General features: G+C 45.6%; 23 protein-coding genes and 1 pseudogene. 12 read left to right on the top strand and 12 right to left on the bottom strand.

Annotation, left to right across the window (positions count from 1 at the left end; genetic code table 11):
- Positions 1-54 precede the first annotated feature (54 nt).
- Positions 55-1,404 (bottom strand): MBL fold metallo-hydrolase, encoded by a 1,350-nt coding sequence (locus BCT11_RS14810; protein WP_102388591.1) that lies wholly within the window; start codon positions 1,402-1,404, stop codon positions 55-57.
- Positions 1,405-1,893: 489 nt separating this feature from the next.
- The gene (tpiA, locus tag BCT11_RS14805; RefSeq protein WP_038864880.1) at positions 1,894-2,664 is read right to left on the bottom strand and encodes a triose-phosphate isomerase; all 771 of its coding nucleotides are present in this window, start codon (positions 2,662-2,664) and stop codon (positions 1,894-1,896) included.
- Positions 2,665-3,179: 515 nt separating this feature from the next.
- On the opposite strand from tpiA, the gene BCT11_RS14800 reads away from it, so the two are divergent.
- The 3 genes from BCT11_RS14800 to BCT11_RS14790 all read left to right on the top strand — a co-directional run bounded on the left by BCT11_RS14800 (position 3,180) and on the right by BCT11_RS14790 (position 4,855).
- A complete protein-coding gene (locus BCT11_RS14800; protein ID WP_102388590.1) occupies positions 3,180-3,527 on the top strand; it encodes a 5-carboxymethyl-2-hydroxymuconate isomerase in 348 nt (115 codons plus the stop codon).
- A 63-nt stretch (positions 3,528-3,590) separates the two neighbouring features.
- Entirely contained in the window at positions 3,591-4,013 is a 423-nt protein-coding gene (locus BCT11_RS14795; protein ID WP_045422127.1) for a DUF805 domain-containing protein, read from the top strand.
- Between the two features lie 554 nt (positions 4,014-4,567).
- The gene (locus tag BCT11_RS14790) at positions 4,568-4,855 is read left to right on the top strand and encodes a GIY-YIG nuclease family protein (RefSeq protein WP_080642194.1); all 288 of its coding nucleotides are present in this window, start codon (positions 4,568-4,570) and stop codon (positions 4,853-4,855) included.
- Here the strand turns inward: BCT11_RS14790 and BCT11_RS14785 are convergent.
- The 3 genes from BCT11_RS14785 to glpX form a co-directional block, all read right to left on the bottom strand.
- Positions 4,852-5,214 carry a DUF3135 domain-containing protein gene (locus BCT11_RS14785; protein WP_198593952.1) on the bottom strand — a complete coding sequence of 121 codons (363 nt, stop codon included), beginning with the start codon at positions 5,212-5,214 and terminating at the stop codon, positions 4,852-4,854. The two genes, BCT11_RS14790 and BCT11_RS14785, sit on opposite strands and share 4 nt — an antisense overlap.
- A gap of 120 nt (positions 5,215-5,334) precedes the next feature.
- The gene (locus BCT11_RS14780; RefSeq protein WP_102388589.1) at positions 5,335-5,949 is read right to left on the bottom strand and encodes a metalloregulator ArsR/SmtB family transcription factor; all 615 of its coding nucleotides are present in this window, start codon (positions 5,947-5,949) and stop codon (positions 5,335-5,337) included.
- 336 nt (positions 5,950-6,285) lie between these two features.
- A complete protein-coding gene (glpX, locus tag BCT11_RS14775; RefSeq protein ID WP_038864885.1) occupies positions 6,286-7,293 on the bottom strand; it encodes a class II fructose-bisphosphatase in 1,008 nt (335 codons plus the stop codon).
- Between the two features lie 345 nt (positions 7,294-7,638).
- Here glpX and zapB point away from each other — a divergent pair, with 345 nt between their 5' ends.
- A complete protein-coding gene (gene zapB, locus BCT11_RS14765; protein WP_038864886.1) occupies positions 7,639-7,881 on the top strand; it encodes a cell division protein ZapB in 243 nt (80 codons plus the stop codon).
- Between the two features lie 81 nt (positions 7,882-7,962).
- Here zapB and rraA read toward each other — a convergent pair whose 3' ends face one another.
- The 7 genes and pseudogenes from rraA to priA form a co-directional block, all read right to left on the bottom strand.
- Entirely contained in the window at positions 7,963-8,496 is a 534-nt protein-coding gene (rraA, locus tag BCT11_RS14760; RefSeq protein WP_042599800.1) for a ribonuclease E activity regulator RraA, read from the bottom strand.
- A gap of 75 nt (positions 8,497-8,571) precedes the next feature.
- Positions 8,572-9,489, bottom strand: a complete 918-nt coding sequence (locus BCT11_RS14755) for a 1,4-dihydroxy-2-naphthoate polyprenyltransferase (protein WP_042604306.1) — start codon at positions 9,487-9,489, stop codon at positions 8,572-8,574.
- A 646-nt stretch (positions 9,490-10,135) separates the two neighbouring features.
- A complete protein-coding gene (hslU, locus tag BCT11_RS14750) occupies positions 10,136-11,467 on the bottom strand; it encodes an HslU--HslV peptidase ATPase subunit (RefSeq protein WP_038864892.1) in 1,332 nt (443 codons plus the stop codon).
- Between the two features lie 29 nt (positions 11,468-11,496).
- On the bottom strand, positions 11,497-12,048 hold the full coding sequence (gene hslV / locus BCT11_RS14745; RefSeq protein ID WP_038864894.1) for an ATP-dependent protease subunit HslV: 552 nt from the start codon (positions 12,046-12,048) through the stop codon (positions 11,497-11,499).
- A 115-nt stretch (positions 12,049-12,163) separates the two neighbouring features.
- Positions 12,164-12,715, bottom strand: a complete 552-nt coding sequence (locus tag BCT11_RS14740; protein ID WP_038864896.1) for an SPOR domain-containing protein — start codon at positions 12,713-12,715, stop codon at positions 12,164-12,166.
- A gap of 151 nt (positions 12,716-12,866) precedes the next feature.
- Positions 12,867-13,877, bottom strand: a pseudogene (cytR, locus tag BCT11_RS14735) (DNA-binding transcriptional regulator CytR); the annotation flags it as partial.
- Positions 13,878-14,080: 203 nt separating this feature from the next.
- Positions 14,081-16,282, bottom strand: coding sequence for a primosomal protein N' (gene priA, locus BCT11_RS14730; RefSeq protein ID WP_102388588.1), 2,202 nt, complete (start codon positions 16,280-16,282; stop codon positions 14,081-14,083).
- A gap of 296 nt (positions 16,283-16,578) precedes the next feature.
- On the opposite strand from priA, the gene rpmE reads away from it, so the two are divergent.
- The 8 genes from rpmE (at position 16,579) to rplV (ending at position 20,612) form a co-directional block, all read left to right on the top strand.
- Positions 16,579-16,797, top strand: a complete 219-nt coding sequence (gene rpmE / locus BCT11_RS14725) for a 50S ribosomal protein L31 (RefSeq protein ID WP_010445294.1) — start codon at positions 16,579-16,581, stop codon at positions 16,795-16,797.
- A gap of 457 nt (positions 16,798-17,254) precedes the next feature.
- Positions 17,255-17,566, top strand: coding sequence for a 30S ribosomal protein S10 (gene rpsJ / locus BCT11_RS14720; RefSeq protein WP_004410492.1), 312 nt, complete (start codon positions 17,255-17,257; stop codon positions 17,564-17,566).
- 14 nt (positions 17,567-17,580) lie between these two features.
- Positions 17,581-18,210 (top strand): 50S ribosomal protein L3, encoded by a 630-nt coding sequence (rplC, locus tag BCT11_RS14715; protein WP_005435072.1) that lies wholly within the window; start codon positions 17,581-17,583, stop codon positions 18,208-18,210.
- A 17-nt stretch (positions 18,211-18,227) separates the two neighbouring features.
- Positions 18,228-18,830 carry a 50S ribosomal protein L4 gene (gene rplD, locus BCT11_RS14710; protein ID WP_006878388.1) on the top strand — a complete coding sequence of 201 codons (603 nt, stop codon included), beginning with the start codon at positions 18,228-18,230 and terminating at the stop codon, positions 18,828-18,830.
- Positions 18,827-19,129, top strand: coding sequence for a 50S ribosomal protein L23 (gene rplW / locus BCT11_RS14705; protein ID WP_004398471.1), 303 nt, complete (start codon positions 18,827-18,829; stop codon positions 19,127-19,129). The genes rplD and rplW overlap by 4 nt, the downstream gene beginning before the upstream one ends.
- Positions 19,130-19,144: 15 nt before the next feature.
- Positions 19,145-19,969, top strand: coding sequence for a 50S ribosomal protein L2 (rplB, locus tag BCT11_RS14700; RefSeq protein ID WP_005435076.1), 825 nt, complete (start codon positions 19,145-19,147; stop codon positions 19,967-19,969).
- Positions 19,970-19,990: 21 nt separating this feature from the next.
- On the top strand, positions 19,991-20,269 hold the full coding sequence (rpsS, locus tag BCT11_RS14695; protein WP_005435078.1) for a 30S ribosomal protein S19: 279 nt from the start codon (positions 19,991-19,993) through the stop codon (positions 20,267-20,269).
- Between the two features lie 10 nt (positions 20,270-20,279).
- Positions 20,280-20,612, top strand: coding sequence for a 50S ribosomal protein L22 (rplV, locus tag BCT11_RS14690; RefSeq protein ID WP_005528535.1), 333 nt, complete (start codon positions 20,280-20,282; stop codon positions 20,610-20,612).
- Positions 20,613-20,616: the final 4 nt, after the last annotated feature.

The raw sequence follows: 20,616 nt of genomic DNA, 5'->3' as shown, positions 1-20,616 counted from the left end.
AGTTTGCTAGGACCTTTTTTCTTTGCTCTTATTAAAACACCTAACAAGCTCCAATTAATAGACTACCTCAACTCCTTCCACTTCAATCCTCTTCCCTAACTCACTTTTTGCTTCTTTCTCTCCATGTATCAAATGCACGGCTTTTGGTTGTGTTGGAATCTCAGTAACAAACTTCAATAAATCGCTTTGGTCTGCGTGTGCAGAATAACCAGAGATGGTATGGACCTGCGCGTTGGCTTCGATTGGTTGGTTATCGATACCCACCGTGTGGCTGCCTGATTGGATTTCTCGACCTAAGGTTCCTTGCGCTTGATAGCCCGCAAACAACACATCATTTCTTTCATCCGGTAAGAGTGCTTTTAAGTAATTGACGATTCTTCCTCCTTCGCACATACCGGATGCCGCGACGACAATCGCAGGTTCATCGGTGGAGGCTAGTCGATTCACTAATGCTTGATGTTCTCGATGGTTTTCTACAGTAATGCATTGTTCAAAGGCGAGGGGGTGACGATGATTGTTGAGCTTTTGCTTTGCTTCTTTTCCCCATAGTTTTTTGAAACGGCGGTAGGTCTTCGTGACTCTTTTCGCAAGCGGTGAGTCTAGGATAATTGGCAAAGAAGACGACAAGTCGCGTTGGTGAATCAGTTGCTCAATATCGAATAACAGTTCCTGCGTACGTCCTACGCTGAAAGCTGGGATCAGAATTACGCCACCGTCTTGCAGTGCGTGATCGATAATGGCGTTCAAGCGCTCAGTTCGAGTGACAATGTCTTCATGCTCTTTGTTGCCGTATGTGGACTCGATGAACAGATAGTCGGCACGCTTTGGCGGCTTTGGATCGGGCAAGAGCGGGGTATTGGACGGACCTAGATCTCCGGAGAACACGATGATTTCATGATTAGGGAGTTTGAATTCCACATAAGCGGAACCAAGAATGTGTCCTGCAGGTTGAAAGCGCAGGTAACATTGTTTGCCAAGTGGCAGCCATTGTTGGTAGTCATGGGGTCTTATCTGTTTTTTAATGACGTTGAGGACTTGTTGACGCTGATGGTAGTTCAAACCCAGTTGCAGCTTTAGCCCGTCTTCTAACATGAGCGGTACCAGTTCGGCTGTTGCTTTAGTGCAGTAAATGGGGCCTTTAAATCCAGCTGCCAGTAACCAAGGTAGGCGTCCAATATGGTCGATATGTGCATGAGTCAGGACTAATGCTTTGATGTGTTTTTCCGGAAACTCAATATCCAATGATGCCCTGCGGTTGCCAAAATGGATGTCTTTGCCTTGGAAGAGTCCACAATCGATCAAGATGCTGCCGTGTGGCAGTTTCAATTCATGACAAGAGCCTGTGACGGTATGTTTACCACCATGGTGAATCACACTGGCGATGTCTGATATTGGTGTTGTCATGTCGATTGCTCCTCCTTGAACAAGCGTAGGTCAATAGTAAATCTTGAGAGCAGGGTAAGTGAATAGAGTTCGTTGGTTGGATGGAATTGAGTGGGAATAATCGGAAGTGCGATTGGGTTCTTTGTTTGATGTAAGTGGTTTGTCGTTGTTTTGCTAATTTGATTTTTGTGCGTGCGGTGAGTAGATTCCTGATGTCGTTAAGGCTCCTCGGAATGACGGGATTCTTTGGGTTATGTCTGTTGTTTAGTTGCTTTGAGTTAGAGGGGGACGGGGAGTAGATTTCTGATGTCGCTTGGGTTCCTCGGAATGACGGATTTCTTATAGGTTATGTCTGTTGTTTGGTTGTTTTGAGTTGGGCGCGTGCGGGTGACTAGATTCCTGATATCGCTTGGGCTCTTCGGAATGACAGAATTTACTGAGTCGGTCGTAAGCAAATAAAAAAGGATGCGTGAAGCATCCCTTTTTATTTCTGCTTAGTCAAAAGCGAAATTAAGCTTTAGCTGCCGCCGCTGCTTTAGCGATAGCTACGAAGCTCTTAGCGTCTAGAGAAGCGCCGCCAACTAGAGCACCGTCGATGTCTGGTTGTGAGAAGTAAGCTTCAGCGTTTTCTGGTTTAACAGAACCGCCGTATTGGATGATTACTTGTGCTGCAACTGCTTCGTCTTTCGCTGCGATTAGTGCACGGATAGAAGCGTGGATACGTTGTGCATCTTCAGCTGTTGCTGCTTTACCAGTACCGATAGCCCAGATTGGTTCGTAAGCGATGATTGCGCCGTTTAGAGCTTCAACACCGTAAGTGTCGATAACTGCGTTGATTTGACGTGCACATACTGCTTCAGTTTCGCCAGCTTCGTTTTGAGCTTCAGATTCACCGATACAGAAAACAGGCGTTAGACCGTTTTCTTTTAGGAAGTTGAATTTCTTCGCGATGAACTCGTCAGATTCGTTGTGGTATTCACGACGCTCTGAGTGACCGATGATGATGTGAGAAGCACCAAAGTCTTTCAGCATTTCTGGAGACATGTCGCCAGTGAAAGCACCGCTGTTGTTTAGGTCAGTGTTTTGTGCGCCTAGGATAACTTTGTTATCACCTTCTGCGATTACACACTCAGCTAGACCGATGTAAAGAGCTGGTGGAGCTACTGCTACGTCAACACCTTCAACGCCTTCAAGTTCAGCGTTAATACCAGCTAGCAGCTCAGTTACCATTGCTTTGCTACCGTTTAGTTTCCAGTTACCCATCACTACAGGACGACGCATAGGAATATCTCCCTTATCTTTAATGTAAATAGTCTATTAATGTAAAAAATCTACGTAGGAATATAACAGAATAATGTGAACAGATCATGATTGGCGTCATGTCTTATTCGGCTTTCTTCATCTGGTCGGTGCTGCATTTGTTCTATACCCAAGTAACCTCGAGATGCTAGGTTCAGCGAGAATGGCTTGGTTTGCAGGCGAGGCAACAATTTGAAGATCTAGTGGTTCTAAATTAAAAATTGTTAACAAAGTATGCAGACCAAGGCAGCTCGCCCTTCGGGAGCGTGTCATTGAACCGATGTTGCGTTGTTTTCTTAGCTTGCTTTTTCGGTAAACAGGGAATCAATGACAACGCTCTGGACCCTGTATCTTGAGGTCACTTGGGTCTATCCATTTTGTCAAAAGCAATCGATTGGTGATCGCGTAGACAGAATGATAGTCCATTCCTCGGAAATTGCCGCTTAGATTGGTATTACTACGGGTTAAAAGTTAGCCGTAATAAGAAAGGAATCAAAATGCCAAACTTAGTTTTAGAATATTCCAACTCGGTCGGTGAGCGTGTGAATGTTCAAGGATTGTTGGAAGACTTACACAAAGTGGCCTTAGACTGTGGTTTGTTTGAGCTTGCGTCCGTCAAATCTCGTGCGCTTCGTTGCCACAACTGGCTGGTAGGGGAAGAGGGCGATAGTGTTGATTTCATCCATATCAACTTTGATTTGCTCGCAGGAAGAAGCTCAGAACAGAAGCGGGAATTATCAAGAGCACTGATGGTGGTGTTACAAGAACAAGCAAGCCATGTTCGCAGTTTGACTGTGAATGTTCGAGATATGGATATTGATTGCTTCCAGAAGGTGGTAAATTAGACACACTAGATTTACGTAGTGCGGCCAAGGAGTTGTCGCACTTTCAATATGTTGAGTGTTTCGATGTCGATTAAAGAACTACTGTTTTCTTTCCAAGGTCGTATAGGCCGTAAAACTTACTGGGTGTGGAATATCATCTACTACATCATGATCTTGGGCTTCGGTGCGGGCATCAGTAAGTTGTTCCCTGCGTTCTCTTATATTCTTCTGCCTATCTTCTTATTGATTCTTCTTATCCCAGACTTAGCGATCACCACTAAGCGCTGGCATGACCGTAATAAATCAATTTACTGGTTGGCGTTGAATATCCCGTTGATCATTGGGCGAGTTGCAACGCCAATGACGAACCCAGCAGCGCAAGACCCATCAACACCGCAAATGATGGTCGCTTCGATTTCTCTGATTTGTGGTCTGTGGATTCTGGTGGAGTGTGGTTTCTTGAAAGGCACGGTAGGTCAAAACAACTACGGCCCTGAGCCGAAGTAAGGCCTTTGGGTAGCGAACTTGTCGAAAGTAGATTCTTAGTCTCGCTGGAGCTCGCGAGAATGACAGATTTCTTTTATTTAAGAGTGGCTTAAAGTAGCTGCGAGAAGGAGTCTTTTTTAAGGTGTCGTACTGGCTGAAAGTAGATTCTTAGTCTCGCTGAAGCTCGCTAGAATGACGGACTTCTTTTATTTAATAGTGACTTAAAGTAACTACGAGAGTGCGTTCTTTCTAAGGTATCGTACTTGCTGAAAGTAGATTCTTAGTCTCGCTGGAGCTCGCTAGAATGACGGATTTCTTTTATTTAATAGTGACTTAAAGTAACTGCAATAAGGAGTCCTTTCTAAGGTATCGTACTTGTTGAAAGTAGACTCTTAATCTCGCTAGAATGACGGGTTTCTTTTATTTAATAGTAAGTTAAATTAACTGTCATTCTGAACAGCGAGGGACGAGCGTGATTCAGAATCTACTCACCGAGTGCTCCGAGTTTGAAGTAAGCTAACTGTGCTGGTGGGTCACAATAGGAAACTAAAACAACTCATTAAGGAGAATGAACCATCGACAAAACACCTTGCGTTTACATCCTAACTTCAAAAAATAACTCTGTTCTCTACATTGGTGTTACCAGCCAACTAGCCCAAAGAATATGGCAGCATAAAAACGGAGTCGTTGAAGGTTTTACCAAAAAGTATCACGTTCATAAGCTCGTTTATTTTGAGTTGTTCGAAGATATGGCAACTGCCATAAACCGAGAAAAGCAGCTGAAACAATGGAAGCGAGAGTGGAAGTTAGATTTAGTGAGAAAAACGAACCCTGACTTTCTCGATTTATCCAATGAGTTTTAGTAAAAATCATCCCTATCTTTAAATGCCTTCAACTCAACTACATCAGCTTTTTGAGTTGGTGAAGGTTCTCCCTGTAATGCCTCTCTGAATTTCACGACCTGTTTCTGTAGCTCATTCATCAGCACGACATTGGTGTGGTTTGGGTTTTTGCAGTTGTGGATGACCCTATCTATGTGGCTTTGTTGCGCCCATAACCTTGGCTGCATCTGCTCTGAGGCACCTTCTATCATCTCTTTTGCCATGTCATGACGAAACTGTTCAAAGGCTTCGGGATCGCGTTCCGCCATTTTTACCATTTCATCGAATGAGGGTAAAACTTGTGGTTTGTGGGTGCTTGGCATGGTTATCTCCAAATCCATTGGATGTTGCTCCTAGTTACTAAAAGCTTAATCCATGCAGAAACGGAGATAGAAAGAATTACAACATCGTCTCATTAATAAGAGCGTATGTTCATAATAAAGTGGAAGAGAGTCGAAATACTAGGCTTGAATGCGGTACACGCAGCGACGCTGGCCACTGATGATGTGCTCATCGCGCTTTATTTTTGTGTCACTGCCGAGAAGTGACTGGAAGACGTTGAGCTCAGATTGGCACAAGCTTGGGCAGCGAGTCGCGGCTTTGTAAATAGGGCAGTGGTTTTCGATGAGGATAAAACCATGTTCATCTTGTTCTAGTTCTGCCATGTAGCCTTCTTGTTCACGCAGAGTAACCAATGTCTTTAGTTTGCTCTCTAGAGAGTCACACTGCTCAAGGTGTTGTTGGTAGTTTTGTAAGGTGAGTTTCTCGCGCTCAGACGTGACTTTCTCCAATCCGTCTTTACCGAAGATATGCTCTACGGCTTCGATAAATTGAATGGTCAGTTCACCATGACGATCGGCAAATTGCTCATGACCTTTTTGGGTCAGAGACCAATGGCGGGCAGGGCGACCCACTTTGACTTTTACATCATGAATCGACAGGATACCGTCATCTTCCAAACCTTGCAGATGCTGACGCGCACCCATGGTTGTCATACCCAGTTCAGAAGAGAGTTGTTTCGCTGTGACAGAGCCATCACGCTTAACGATTTGCAAAATCCTATCTACGGTCTTCATATACCCACCATTTATACGTCAGTACATATTATGCGCGATAGGGTTAGTAAAGAAAAGTGTTGACTTAATTTGTCTGTGGATTTGTTGGGTCTGTGTTCATGCGCACAAATATATGTCGTCATTCAGAACAACGAGGGACGAGGTGATTCAGAATCTATTGTCCGTTTGTGCTTTGACTTAAGATGAATGAGGAAGAGTTGAGGGCGCTGTTATTAGATCCTTAGTCTCGTTAGTGCTCGCTAGAATAACGCACTCTTATGATGACAGAGCAAGCTTAAATGGCTTACAAGGAGAGAAAGGCTCCAGCTCTGGGTGAGCGGAAGCCTCGAACCATGCCTAAAGAATAATATCGCGTACTTCAGGATCTTTACGCTCTAGGTAGTGTGTAGACTTGATGCGACGAATAGTACGACAACGGCCACGGATCAACAGAGTTTCTGTTGTTGCGATATTGCCTTGGCGAGAGATGCCTTCTAGCAGGTCGCCTTTCGTAATCCCCGTTGCAGAGAAGACTACGTTGTCGCTGCGTGCCATGTCTTCCATCTTCAATACAACATTCGCTTTTACGCCCATCTCTTCGCAGCGTTGTAGCTCTGCTGAGCCGTAGATACGGTTTTCTTCGGTATCGCCTTTTACTTCATGACGAGGAAGAAGACGACCATGCATGTCACCGTCTAGTGCGCGAATCACCGCTGCCGATACCACGCCCTCTGGTGCACCACCGATGCAGTACATCATGTCGACTTCGCTGTCTGGCATACAAGTTAGGATTGAAGCGGCTACGTCGCCGTCTGGCACTGCGAATACGCGAACGCCCATGGTTTGCATCTCTGCGATCACTTCATCGTGACGAGGCTTCGCAAGCGTAATAACGACTAGCGTATCAAGAGGTTTATTCAGTGCTTTTGCTACGTTTTCTAGGTTTTCTTTAAGTGGCTTACCTAGGTCGATAACACCTTTAGCGCCAGGACCGACAACCAGTTTTTCCATGTACATGTCTGGTGCTTTAAGGAAGCTGCCTTTCTCACCCGCTGCCAATACTGCTAGTGCGTTAGATTGACCCATTGCGGTCATGCGAGTACCTTCGATTGGGTCGACAGCGATATCGACTTCGTCGCCACCAATACCCACTTGTTCACCGATGTACAGCATTGGTGCATCATCGATTTCACCTTCACCAATAACGATTTCACCACTGATGTCTGTTTTGTTCAGCAGGGTGCGCATTACTTCAACAGCAGCACCATCCGCTGCGTTTTTGTCGCCACGGCCAAGCCATTTGTAACCAGCCAAAGCGGCACCTTCAGTAACACGGGAAAATGCCATTGCTAAATCGCGTTTCATGATGTCTCCAAGTAACAAGAGGGAAGAATAATTTGCGCGGCGATTTTATCACATCGTCAGTTAAACGTTTGCCTTTTTGCTGAGCTTTTACTTTAACTAAGTTGAATTTGATCAATACTTGGGTGAGTTTATGGGGTAGTGATGGGAAAATACATTGCTCAAAAATGCTTCTAGGATAAGAAAAGTCAGCGTTTAGTGAGATTGCGCCGATTTTTTAACCGAATGATGCAAAATATCGAATATAGTAAGTGTTTCTCATCGCTACGCTGAGTAGAATGAACCTCATAGGTAAGGTGCAAGCGAACGCTCGCCATCGTCCCACGGAATAACAATAGGTAGGCCAAGATGTCTTTTGAAGTACTAGAAAAACTAGAAGCGAAAATTCAAACTGCAGTTGACACAATCACTCTTCTTCAGATGGAAGTAGAAGAGCTGAAAGAAGACAAAGTGAAATTAGAAGCTGAAGCTAACGAAATGCGTTCTCAACGTGAAGAGCTTGAGCAAAAATCTCAGCAAGCTCAACAAGAGCACGCTCAGTGGCAAGAGCGCATTCGTGCACTACTTGGCAAGATGGACGAAGTGGAATAATCCACTTAAGTATCCAGAATCAAAAACACCCGCTTCGGCGGGTGTTTGCGTATTTGGCTAGTAGCCGTAAATGGCGTTAGGTTAGTTTAACCTTTCCTCATCTTCTTCCTCTTCATCATCATCCAACTCGAGATCGATATTGAGCGGTTCTGGAGAAAGAATAATGCCAGTACTATCTGCATAGATGTAATCTTCCGGTAGGAAGCTAACACCACCAAAGTTTACTGGAACATCGATTTCACCAACGCCTTGGTTAGCTGCGCCAACAGGAATAGAAGCGAGCGCTTGAATGCCAAGGTTCATGTCTTCTAGTTCATCCACTTCACGGACACAACCGTAAACGACAATGCCTTCCCATTCATTTTCTTCTGCAAGGGTTGCGATTTCTGCATCTATTAAGGCTCTGCGTAGGGACCCTCCGCCGTCGATCAACAATACTCGCCCGATTCCGTCTTGTTCTAGCGTTTCGCGGATCAGTGCGTTGTCTTCAAAGCACTTAACCGTCGTCACTTGCCCGGCAAACGACGCGCGGCCGCCAAAGTTACTGAACATCGGTTCAACTACATCTACCTGATCAAGATAGATATCACAGAGTGCTGAGGTATTGTATTCCATAGCGTACCTTTCTAAACAGAAACTGTTGTCTTTGAGTATATCTAGGCATTAAGTCAATGCAATGACAATCCTTTTTTAACTCATCAGAGTTTGAGCTACCACAATTGTTGCAAATAAAACGTTAGTGACCAGTGAGCATTTCACAACAACGGGCATCATTGGGGCAATTTGTGCGGGTTTTTCGGTATCCCAAACCGCTTTGCCATGATTCGCTACTACGTAGATGCTTAGCAGGAAGGGTAAGCTGATCCAAACCGGCTTGTCTTGAATAAGTAAATAAGCCGCAAAGGCGAGTAGGGCGCCACCGAGTAAGATGAAGTGGTATTGCTTTGCTTTACGTTGACCAAGTCGAACTGCCATCGTGCGTTTACCACATTCGCTGTCGTTCTCAATGTCACGCATGTTGTTGATGTTCAGCACTGCTACGGCTAACAAACCGCAGCCTAATGCTGGTAAGAACAATGTCGCATCCACATGACCGGTATGCAGGAAGTAGGTACCAGACACGCCAAGTAATCCAAAGAAGATGAAGACAGACAGGTCGCCCAAACCAACGTAGCCGTATGGTTTGCTGCCCATGGTGTAAGCAATCGCTGCGATAATGGCCAGAATGCCGAGGCCGATAAAGGTAATGATGCTCTCAAAAGAACTCAGTGCGTAAAACACCAAAATAAGGCCTGCAATCGCGGTCAGAACGATATTAAAGATGATCGCCATTTTCATCTGAGCGGCAGTTACGGCGCCAGACTGCATCGCGCGCTGAGGGCCCAAGCGGTTGTCATTATCTGTACCTTGGACTGCATCGCCATAATCATTGGCAAGGTTAGATAGTATTTGCAGTAACGTAGCTGTGACGAAAGCCATGATGGCAATGGTCAGAGAAAAGTGTCCCGCTGAATAGGCGAGTACGCTACCGGTCAAAATTGATACCAGTGCAAGCGGTAATGTTTTAGGACGCGCGGCTTCAAGCCAGATCTTTAGAGATTGTTTCATGGATATTTCGTGCTAGTAACCAATGTGCCCAGTATAAGCACAAAGCGACAGATACGCTATTGACCTAAAGCAAGTCAATTAAGAGTCAAAGGGTTACAAGTAAGGAACACAGTTTTCATATTTGAGGGAATAAAGCGGGGCTTTTTGGGAAAGGGAAGGGTACGGCGCACGTTGTTATTAGATCCTCAGTCTCGCTTGAGCTCGCTAGGATGACGAACTTTTTTGGTCTAGAGCTTCTTAAAGTAAACCTTCATTTTGAACGACGAGGGACGAGGTGATTCAGAATCTATTGTCCGTTTGCTCTTGGATTTAAGGTCAATGCTGAAGAGTTGGAGTGTGTTGTTATTAGATCCTTAGTCTCGCTTGAGCTCGCTAGGATGACGAACTTTTTTGGTTTAGAGCTTCTTAAAGTAAACCACCATTTTGAACAACGAGGGACGAGGTGATTCAGAATCTATTGTTCGTTTGCGCTTTGATTTAAGGTCAATGTTGAAGAGTTGGAGTACGTTGTTATTAGATCCTCAGTCTCGCTTGAGCTCGCTAGGATGACGAACTTTCTTGCTCTAGAGTTTGCTAAAGTAACTGTCATTCGGAACGAAAAAGCCCAGAAGCATAGTTCTGGGCTTTGGTCTCTATACTGGGCTTATTACAGAATGAAGCGGCTTAGATCTTCATCTTCAATCGTGTCGCCTAGGCGGTTTTTCACGTAAGCCGCATCAATGACGAACTTCTCACCCGCTTTTTCAGTCGCGTCGTAAGAAATCTCATCCATCAAACGCTCCATCACGGTATGCAGACGACGAGCACCGATGTTCTCAGTAGTTTCGTTCACGGTCCATGCTGCTTCTGCGATTTGAGTGATGCCGTCTTCAGTGAATTCTACATCCACGCTTTCTGTTTTCATTAGCGCAACGTATTGTTCAGTCAGAGATGCTTTTGGCTCAGTAAGAATACGTTTGAAATCGTTACTGGTCAGTGCTTCTAGCTCTACACGAATAGGCAGACGACCTTGCAGTTCTGGAATCAAGTCAGAAGGCTTCGCTACTTGGAATGCACCAGATGCCACAAATAGGATGTGGTCTGTTTTCACCATGCCGTGCTTAGTTGATACGGTGCTACCTTCGATTAACGGTAGTAGGTCACGCTGAACACCTTCACGAGAAACGTCAGGACCTGAGCTTTCGCCGCGCTTACAAATCTTGTCGATTTCGTCGATGAACACGATACCGTTGTTCTCGACGTTGAAAATCGCAGACTCTTTCAGCTCTTCTTGGTTTACCAGCTTCGCTGCTTCTTCTTCTGCCAACGCTTTCATTGCGTCTTTGATTTTCAGTTTGCGTTTCTTCTTCGTGTCGCCAGCAAGGTTTTGAAACATGCCTTGTAACTGGTTGGTCATTTCTTCCATACCAGGAGGCGCCATGATCTCCACACCCATTTGCGGTGCTGCTACGTCGATGTCGATTTCTTTATCATCTAACTGGCCTTCACGTAGTTTCTTACGGAAGATTTGGCGGGTGTTCGATGTGTCTTCTTTTTGCTCAGATTGACCCCAAGCATCACGAGCTGGTGGTAGTAGGGCATCTAGAACACGCTCTTCTGCTTGCTCTTCAGCGCGGAATTTTACTTTTTCCATCGCTTGCTGGTGTGTCATCTTCACTGCTACATCGGTAAGATCGCGGATGATGGTTTCGACTTCTTTACCAACATAACCTACTTCGGTGAATTTGGTTGCTTCGACTTTGATGAATGGTGCATTAGCCAGTTTGGCAAGACGGCGAGCAATCTCCGTTTTACCTACACCAGTAGGACCAATCATTAGGATATTTTTGGGTGTCACTTCTACACGCAAGCTTTCTTCAAGCTGCATGCGACGCCAGCGGTTACGTAGGGCAATCGCAACCGAACGTTTTGCTTTCTCTTGACCAATAATGTGGCGGTTCAGTTCATGAACGATTTCGCGAGGAGTCATTTCAGACATATTCTTTCCTTACTTCGTTACGATTACGCTTAAGCCGTTGGCTTAGGAAGCTCTACTGTAGATTCTAGTTCTTCTACAGTGTGATTATGGTTGGTGAATACACAGATGTCGCCAGCGATGTTCAGTGCTTTCTCTGCAATTTCGCGTGCGTCTAGGTCTGTGTTTTCTAATAGTGCGGTTGCTGCTGCTTGTGCGTATGCGCCACCGGAGCCAATGGCAATCAGATCGTTCTCTGGCTGAACTACGTCACCGTTACCTGTGATGATAAGTGAAGCCGTTTCATCCGCTACAGCTAGCAGCGCTTCTAGTTTGCGAAGTGCACGGTCGCTACGCCAGTCTTTTGCAAGTTCCACTGCTGCCTTAGTTAGGTGGCCTTGGTGCATTTGTAGTTTGCTTTCGAAGCGTTCGAATAGGGTGAAGGCATCCGCAGTACCGCCAGCAAAACCGGCAAGTACTTGGTTGTTGTATAGGCGGCGAACTTTACGTGCATTGCCCTTCATTACGGTATTGCCTAGCGACACTTGGCCATCACCCGCGATGACGACTTTATTGTTTCGACGTACAGATACAATGGTAGTCACAGTCGACCTCTTAATTATTTCTCTTTGGATTTAATTAAGTATATGGGGTAAGTGAGTGGGGGATTCAAGGGGGCGAAAAGAAAGGCCCTAGGATCTTAGCTCCTAGGGCCAGTGTTTAAAGATTCTCTTTCCAAATCGCACAAGGTTCGATCTTCGCGCGTTGCAATTTGTGGCGATCTTTCTCTGCTTCACGTTTGAACTTGTATGGGCCAAGTACAACACGGTACCAAGAGCTGCCGTCTTTTTTGATTACTCGGCTTGTCATGCCTTGGAAGGCGATCGCTAACTTACGCTCTTCTGCTTGGCTTTGGTTCTTGTAAGCGCCGCATTGCATAACGTAAGGGACTTTGGATACCTGAATTTCTTTGGCGACGACTTCGACTTCACGTTTTGGAAGCGTATCGACGTATTCCCACTTCTCTTCCGGTGGAGGTGGAATGTCTTTCTTCGGCTTTGGCTTGCTGGTGGTATTTGTTGTTGGTGTTTCAACAACCACTGTTTTTTCCGGCTCAGGATCTGAACTTAATAAATACAGCCCATAGCCAAAACCGCCCACGAGCAAAATTGCCAGTAGACCGCTACGCCAAGGTTTTTTTCTTGAAGGTTGTTTTTTTGCAGACTTTTTCGGAGCGCCGCGTCCGCGTCTTACATAATCTCTATTTGCCACGGTTACTTCAGGTCATCAAGGATTCTGGCAAATATGTTAATCCAGATTGAAAAGATAAAACACCCTATTCGTGTAATCTTGTTAGTTACGTGCAGGAAAGTTGAGAATAAAAAGCGACGCTAAATGCGTCGCTTGGGGAGTCTTGCGTTGCTTATCGTAATGGTGGAGGCGCAGCACTACCACGAACGACAAGCTTAGTGTCGAGCAGTCGAGAGCCAGCATGTACATCATGGCCTTTCAGTAGCTCTAGCATCATCAGCATCGCTTGGCGACCAATCTCGTAGCGAGGTTGAGAAATGGTGGTCAGTGGTGGATCGCAGTATTGCGCGAACTGAATGTCATCAAAGCCGACAATAGACAAATCTTGAGGGATACGCAGACCAAGACGCTTTGCTTCTTGAATGGCTCCAATCGCCATGGTGTCACAGTGACAGAAGAGTGCCGTTGGGGGCTCTGGTAATTCAAGCAGTTTGCGAACGGCTTGTACGCCACCTTCAAAGGAGAAGTCTGCAATCACACTGTATTGTGGTTCTTTATTGATGCCTGCGCGACGCAACGCTTGTTGATAACCTTGCTGACGGAATTGACAAAGTACTGCAGTGTCCGGGCCAGAGATTTGCGCGATGCGTTTATGACCAAGTTGCGTTAGGTAGTTCACCGCTTCAAACGCTGAAGTCAGGTTATCGATATGAACAGTTGGTAACTCCAACTCAGGGGCAAACTCACAGGCCATCACCATAGGTGGTAGGTTCTTTTGCTCAGGCTTGCTGACGTCAAAGGGTAAGTCTGTACCCAACAGCAACATACCGTCGGCTTGTTTGGTGAAGACCAAGTTTACAAATGAGCTCTCACGTTTCTTTTGTTGACCGCTATCGCCAAGCAGAACCAGATAGCCATGTTCCATCGCTGCATCTTCGATACCGCGAATGATCTCTGAGAAGTACGGATCGCAAATATCCGGAACGATAGTGACAATGGTTTTTGATTCATTTCTTCGTAAGTTACGAGCTAATGAATTTGGTGAATAACCAGCTTCTAGTACGGCATCTTCCACTCTCTTTCTTGTTGAAGAAGAGACTTTTTCTGGATTCATTAATGCTCGTGATACTGTCGCAGTAGATACCCCTGCAAGCTGGGCAACATCCTTCATTGTCGCCATAGTTTTTACCCTCTTAAAATATTCGCCAAGGTGACGTTTGTCATTGTTCTAATTGAAGCCTATGTGACTGATCCACTTTAGACTTTACTAATTTGAATAGTCTATTCATTTCTAAAGGTAAAGTTACGGTCTGTTTAACAAAAATTGCAATCCTATTGTGATTTTACTCACATTAAAAGGCAATTCATTACATGGTTAAACGTTTGCTAGCTGAGATCTTGTGGCTCTATGTCTAAATTCCAGCGAACTTTCTTGGCATTTGGCAACAACTCAATAGCAGGTTTGGCACTGGTTAATAACTTTTGCATCAATGAGCGATGCTGAGTTTGCAAAAGTAACTGCCAGCGATACTTACCTGCACGTTTAGCAAGTGGTGAAGGTGTTGGTCCCAGCACCATGCAGGAATCATCGAATAGCGGATGTGATTCAAGAGTAAAACGCACCTGACGAAGGAAATCCTCGACAATTTCACTTTGGTTCGCTTCGGCTTTAAACAGCGTTAAAAAGCTATATGGTGGCAGTTGAGCTAACTTGCGTTCTTCCAATGCCGTCATAGCAAAGTGTCGGTAGTCTTTATGTAAAAGGGCTTGCAACAAGCTGTGCTCGGGGTGGTGAGTTTGAAGTATCACTTCACCAGGCTTGCTAGCTCGGCCAGCTCGGCCTGCAACCTGAATAAATAGCTGAGCCAGTCTTTCAGAAGCACGGAAATCACTACTATAAAGAGAGCCATCGACATCTAATAGTGCAACAAGGGTGACGTTAGGGAAGTGGTGACCTTTCGCCAACATCTGCGTTCCAATCAGAATTTGGTATTCGCCTTTGCGAATGGACTCAAGCGCATCTTCTAAACTGCCTTTGCGGCGCGTGCTGTCTCTATCTATACGAATGGCTTTGTATTCAGGGAAAAGATCGGCCAGTTGCAACTCAAGTTGTTCGGTTCCCACGCCAACCGTCACAAGCTGGGTCGAACCGCAGCCCTGACATTGATGAATTACAGGTTGTTGTGAGCCGCAATGATGGCAGCGAATCTCGTTACTGTATTGATGGAAGGTATAGTACGCATCGCAACGTTTACATTCCGCAATCCAACCACACTCATGACACATGAGTGCAGGCGAGAAGCCACGACGGTTCAAGAACAACATCACTTGGTTGCCTGCTTTTAGGTGCTTGCGCATTTCAGCAATTAGAGGAGCCGATAAGCCGCTGTCCAAATACAGCCCTTTGACATCGAGGACTTTATTCGTGGTCGGAACCGCTGAACCAGCACGTTGTGTCAGGGTCAGATGATGATATTTCCCCGTAAGTGCGTTGTGCAGCGTTTCCAAAGCAGGGGTTGCAGAACCAAGCACAATAGGCACTTGCTCTTTATGGGCGCGCATCACGGCGACATCACGAGCGTGATAACGCAGACTGTCTTGTTGCTTGTAAGATGCATCGTGCTCTTCATCGACAATAATAATACCGAGATCGGCAAAAGGTGTGAGCAGGGCCGAGCGGGTTCCAATAATGATGCCGGCGGCTTTGTCTCTTGCAGAAAGCCACGCATTGAGCCGCTCGGTATCATTCAATCCAGAATGAATCACATCAACAGGAACATTAAAACGGTGTTTAAAGCGGTTAATGGTTTGTGGTGTTAGACCAATCTCCGGTACGAGAACGAGTGCCTGCTTGCCTTTCTCGAGTACAGGTTTGATCAGGTTCAGGTAAACTTCAGTCTTACCAGATCCCGTTACTCCTTCTAATAAATAGCAAGCAAACCCGGTTTGGCTATTCACACTGGCAATCGCAAGCGCCTGTTCATGATTAACCTTGGGCTTTTCAACATCGCGCTCAACGTGATTACCCCATTTGGTGATAGTAGGCTTTTTCTCTATGCGCTCAACCCAGCCTTTTTCTTCCAAGGTCTTTAGCACTGTTGAGGGAATTTCTTGGTCGATGAACTCTTGATGCGGAACTACGCCATCAACCAACATCTGCAATACGCGCTGCTGTTTAACCGCTCTTCCCAAGCCTTGCATTAATTTATTTTTACCTGATTCGGTGATCTGCCATTCTTGCAGCGTTGCGAAGTCCGCTGGCTTCCCTTTACGTAGCGCCGCCGGCATTGCATTGTGTAAGGTATCGCCGAGAGGGTATTGATAAAAGTAACTGCACCACGTGAGCAAGGAATATAAATTCTCTGGCCATAGCGGTTGAGCATCTAATACGGCTTTGATTGGCTTAAGTTGCTCTTTAGGAAAGTCAGAATGGTTCACCATCGCTGTGACTACACCAACAAGGGTCTGTCGGCCAAAAGGAACAGATACTCTTCCCCCAATGAGCGGAAAGAGATGCCCAGGAATGACGTAATCGAACTGTTTGTCGAGTGGGACCGGCAGTGCCACTCTAGCGATGGATGGGCGCATAGAATCTTAACTATATAAAAGAGGGAAGAAGAGGGTATAGTCTATTAAAACCCTCGGCGAAATTCGAGTAAACCTCAAATAAGGCGGCAGAAAGCCTTCAGTACATACGTACTGGTGAAAAAAGTGGCGAAAAAGTTGCCAAATGTGTTGATCCCAGCAAAGTGATTCATTACTATACTGCGCCTTGAGATATGGCTTCGGCAATTGGCCGATGCGGTACTCATTTCTATTATTAATTACGTGTGGTGTGCGGCTTAGACTCGTATAGCGACACGGCCTACTATTGAGGTTATCCCATGAAAGCTGGTATCCACCCAGAATACAAAGCAGTAACTGCTACTTGTTCTTGCGGCAACTCTTTTGAGTTCAAATCTACTCTAGCGAAGGAATCTATCCACCTAGACGTATGTGACAAGTGTCACCCATTCTACACTGGTAAGCAACGTATCGTTGATACAGGCGGCCGTGTTGATCGCTTCAACAAGCGTTTCGGTGCACTATCAAGCAAGAAGTAATAGCCAGCGCTATTATCATTCCTGTTTAAAAAAGGACGCTACGGCGTCCTTTTTGTTTATGGCGAAAGCAAAAGCTGAAGGATAAATCGAGCGGTTAAATTTTGTTCGATTATTTTTCACTCAGGTCTTGCATCCTAAAGTGTGATCTGTATAATGCGTCGCACTGGTTAAGCCAGTTGTGAACCAATGAGCAATGAGGAGCGAGTAAATCTTCGGATTTACGAGGTAATGTAGACTCAGCTTATGTTCGCGGTTAATACAATTAGCTATCTTTTCTTCGGAAAAACTATCCCCAGACGTGACTCTGGTATGTAGGGGTAGTTAATCGAAAATTAACTGACAATGTGTCCTAATCTTGGACGCTACGGTTTCACATAAATCAATCGGCATTCTCTCGTCTTAACGAGTTTGAGTGGCGATATTGTTTGTGTAATTTTTAATATTGGAGCTCTGTCTCATGCAGAACCAACGTATCCGTATCCGCCTAAAAGCATTCGATTACAAACTAATCGACGCTTCTACAGCGGAAATCGTTGAAACAGCTAAGCGCACTGGCGCACAGGTTCGTGGTCCAATCCCACTGCCAACTCGTAAAGAGCGTTTCACAGTTCTTATCTCTCCACACGTTAACAAGAAAGCACGTGACCAGTACGAAATTCGTACTCACAAGCGTCTAATCGACATCGTTGAGCCAACAGACAAAACTGTTGATGCTCTAATGCGTCTAGACCTTGCTGCGGGCGTTGACGTTCAAATTAGCCTAGGTTAAGGGAGATTAGAAGAATGATTGGTCTAATCGGTCGTAAAGTGGGCATGACCCGCGTATTTACTGAAGACGGCGTTTCTATCCCAGTAACAGTTGTTGAAGTTGAAGCAAACCGTGTTTCTCAAGTTAAAACTCTTGAGACAGACGGCTACGCAGCAATTCAGGTAACTGCTGGTTCTAAGAAAGCTAACCGTGTAAACAAAGCTGAAGCAGGTCACTTTGCTAAAGCTGGCGTTGAAGCTGGTCGCGGTCTTTGGGAATTCCGTTTGGAAAACGGTGAAGAGTTCGCAGTTGGCGCTGAGCTAACAGTTGAACTATTCAACGAAACTAAGAAAGTAGACGTTACTGGTACATCTAAAGGTAAGGGCTTCCAAGGCGCTGTTAAGCGTTGGAACTTCCGTACTCAAGATATGACTCACGGTAACTCATTGTCTCACCGTGCACCGGGTTCAATTGGCCAATGTCAAACTCCAGGTCGCGTATTTAAAGGCAAGAAAATGGCAGGTCACATGGGTGCTGAGCGTGTAACGACTCAAAACCTAGAGATCGTACGTGTTGACGCTGAGCGCAATCTGCTTCTTATTAAAGGTGCAGTACCAGGCTCAACAGGTGGCAACGTGATCGTTAAACCAGCTGTTAAAGCATAACGTCTCAGGAGTAAGTAATGGAACTAATGGTTAAAGGTGCTGATGCACTAACTGTTTCCGAAACTACTTTCGGACGTGAGTTTAACGAAGCTCTTGTACACCAAGTAGTTGTTGCGTTTGCAGCAGGTGCTCGTCAAGGTACTCGTGCTCAAAAAACACGTTCAGAAGTTTCTGGCGGTGGCGCTAAGCCATGGCGTCAAAAAGGTACTGGCCGTGCGCGTGCTGGTACAATCCGTAGCCCAATCTGGCGTACAGGTGGTGTTACTTTTGCTGCGAAACCACAAGATCACAGCCAAAAAGTAAACAAAAAAATGTACCGCGGTGCTATGAAGAGCATTCTTTCTGAGCTAGTTCGTCAAGAGCGTCTAATCGTTGTTGATAACTTCTCAGTTGAAGCGCCAAAGACTAAAGAGCTAGTTGCTAAGCTTAAAGAGCTTGAGCTAACTGACGCTCTAATCGTGACTAGCGAAGTAGATGAGAATCTATTCCTAGCGGCTCGTAACCTATACAAAGTTGACGCACGTGATGTTGCTGGTATCGATCCAGTTTCACTAATCGCGTTCGACAAAGTTGTAATGACTGCTGACGCAGTTAAACAAGTTGAGGAGATGCTAGCATGATCACTGAAGAGCGTATCCTAAAAGTTCTACGTGCTCCGCACATCTCTGAAAAAGCAACTATGGCAGCTGAGAAAGCGAACACTATCGTTTTCAAAGTAGCTAAAGATGCAACTAAAAAAGAGATCAAAGCAGCTGTAGAAAAGCTTTTTGAAGTTGAAGTTAAGTCTGTAAATACTCTTATCACTAAGGGTAAGACCAAACGTCAAGGTCTACGCCAAGGTCGCCGCAGCGACGTTAAGAAAGCGTACGTTACTTTGAAAGAAGGTCAAGATCTTGACTTTGTTGGCGGCGCGGAATAACAGGAGTAGTTAAGAATGGCTATTGTTAAATGTAAGCCGACTTCCCCTGGTCGTCGTCACGTTGTTAAAGTTGTTAACGCTGACCTACACAAGGGCAAGCCATACGCACCTCTTCTAGAGAAAAACTCTAAGAACGGTGGTCGTAACAACAACGGTCGTATCACAGTACGTCACATCGGCGGTGGTCACAAGCACCACTACCGTGTAGTTGACTTCAAACGTACTAAAGATGGCATCCCAGCGAAAGTTGAGCGTCTAGAATACGATCCAAACCGTAGCGCAAACATTGCTCTAGTTCTTTACAAAGACGGTGAGCGTCGCTACATCCTAGCACCTAAAGGTGTTAACGCGGGTGATGTTATCCAATCTGGTGTTGATGCACCGATTAAAGCTGGTAACACTCTTCCAATGCGTAACATCCCAGTAGGTTCAACTGTACACAACGTTGAACTAAAACCTGGTAAAGGTGGTCAGCTAGCTCGTTCGGCTGGTGCTTACGCTCAAATCGTTGCTCGCGACGGTGCGTACGTAACTATCCGTCTACGTTCTGGCGAAATGCGCAAAGTTCTTTCTGAAGGCCGTGCAACAATCGGTGAAGTTGGTAACTCTGAGCACATGCTACGTGAACTTGGTAAAGCTGGTGCTTCACGCTGGCGCGGCGTACGTCCAACCGTACGTGGTGTAGTAATGAACCCGGTTGATCACCCACACGGTGGTGGTGAAGGTCGTACTTCTGGTGGCCGTCATCCAGTATCTCCTTGGGGTATGCCAACTAAAGGCTTCAAGACTCGTAAGAACAAACGCACTGACAAGTACATCGTACGTCGTCGTAACAAGTAATCTATATAAAGAGGAATCGCCATGCCACGTTCTCTCAAGAAAGGTCCTTTTATTGACCTACACTTGCTGAAGAAGGTAGAGAAAGCGGTGGAAAGCGGAGACAAAAAGCCTATTAAGACTTGGTCCCGTCGTTCAATGATCATCCCTACGATGATCGGTTTGACCATCGCTGTCCATAATGGTCGTCAGCACGTACCAGTATTTGTAACTGAAGAAATGATCGGTCACAAACTGGGTGAATTCGCACCAACACGTACTTACCGCGGTCACGCTGCGGATAAGAAAGCTAAGAAGCGTTAAGGAGTAAATGATGGAAGCTATTGCTAAACATAACTTTGCTCGCATTTCGCCTCAGAAAGCTCGCTTAGTTGCGGATCTAATTCGTGGTAAATCTGTTGACCAAGCTCTAGAAATCCTAACTTTCAGCAACAAAAAAGCTGCTGTTCTAGTTAAGAAAGTTCTAGAGTCTGCTATCGCTAACGCGGAGCACAACGAAGGTGCAGATATTGACGATCTGAATGTCGCAAAAATCTTTGTAGATGAAGGCCCAACCATGAAGCGTATTATGCCTCGTGCTAAAGGTCGTGCGGATCGTATCTTGAAGCGTTCAAGCCACATCACTGTTGTTGTAGCAGATCGCTAGAGAC

Source organism: Vibrio sp. 10N.222.52.B12, from assembly GCF_002875385.1.
GTDB lineage: Bacteria > Pseudomonadota > Gammaproteobacteria > Enterobacterales > Vibrionaceae > Vibrio > Vibrio jasicida.
The sequence above is the reverse complement of the archived record's forward strand: the minus strand, read 5'-3'. Positions and strand labels throughout refer to the sequence as shown.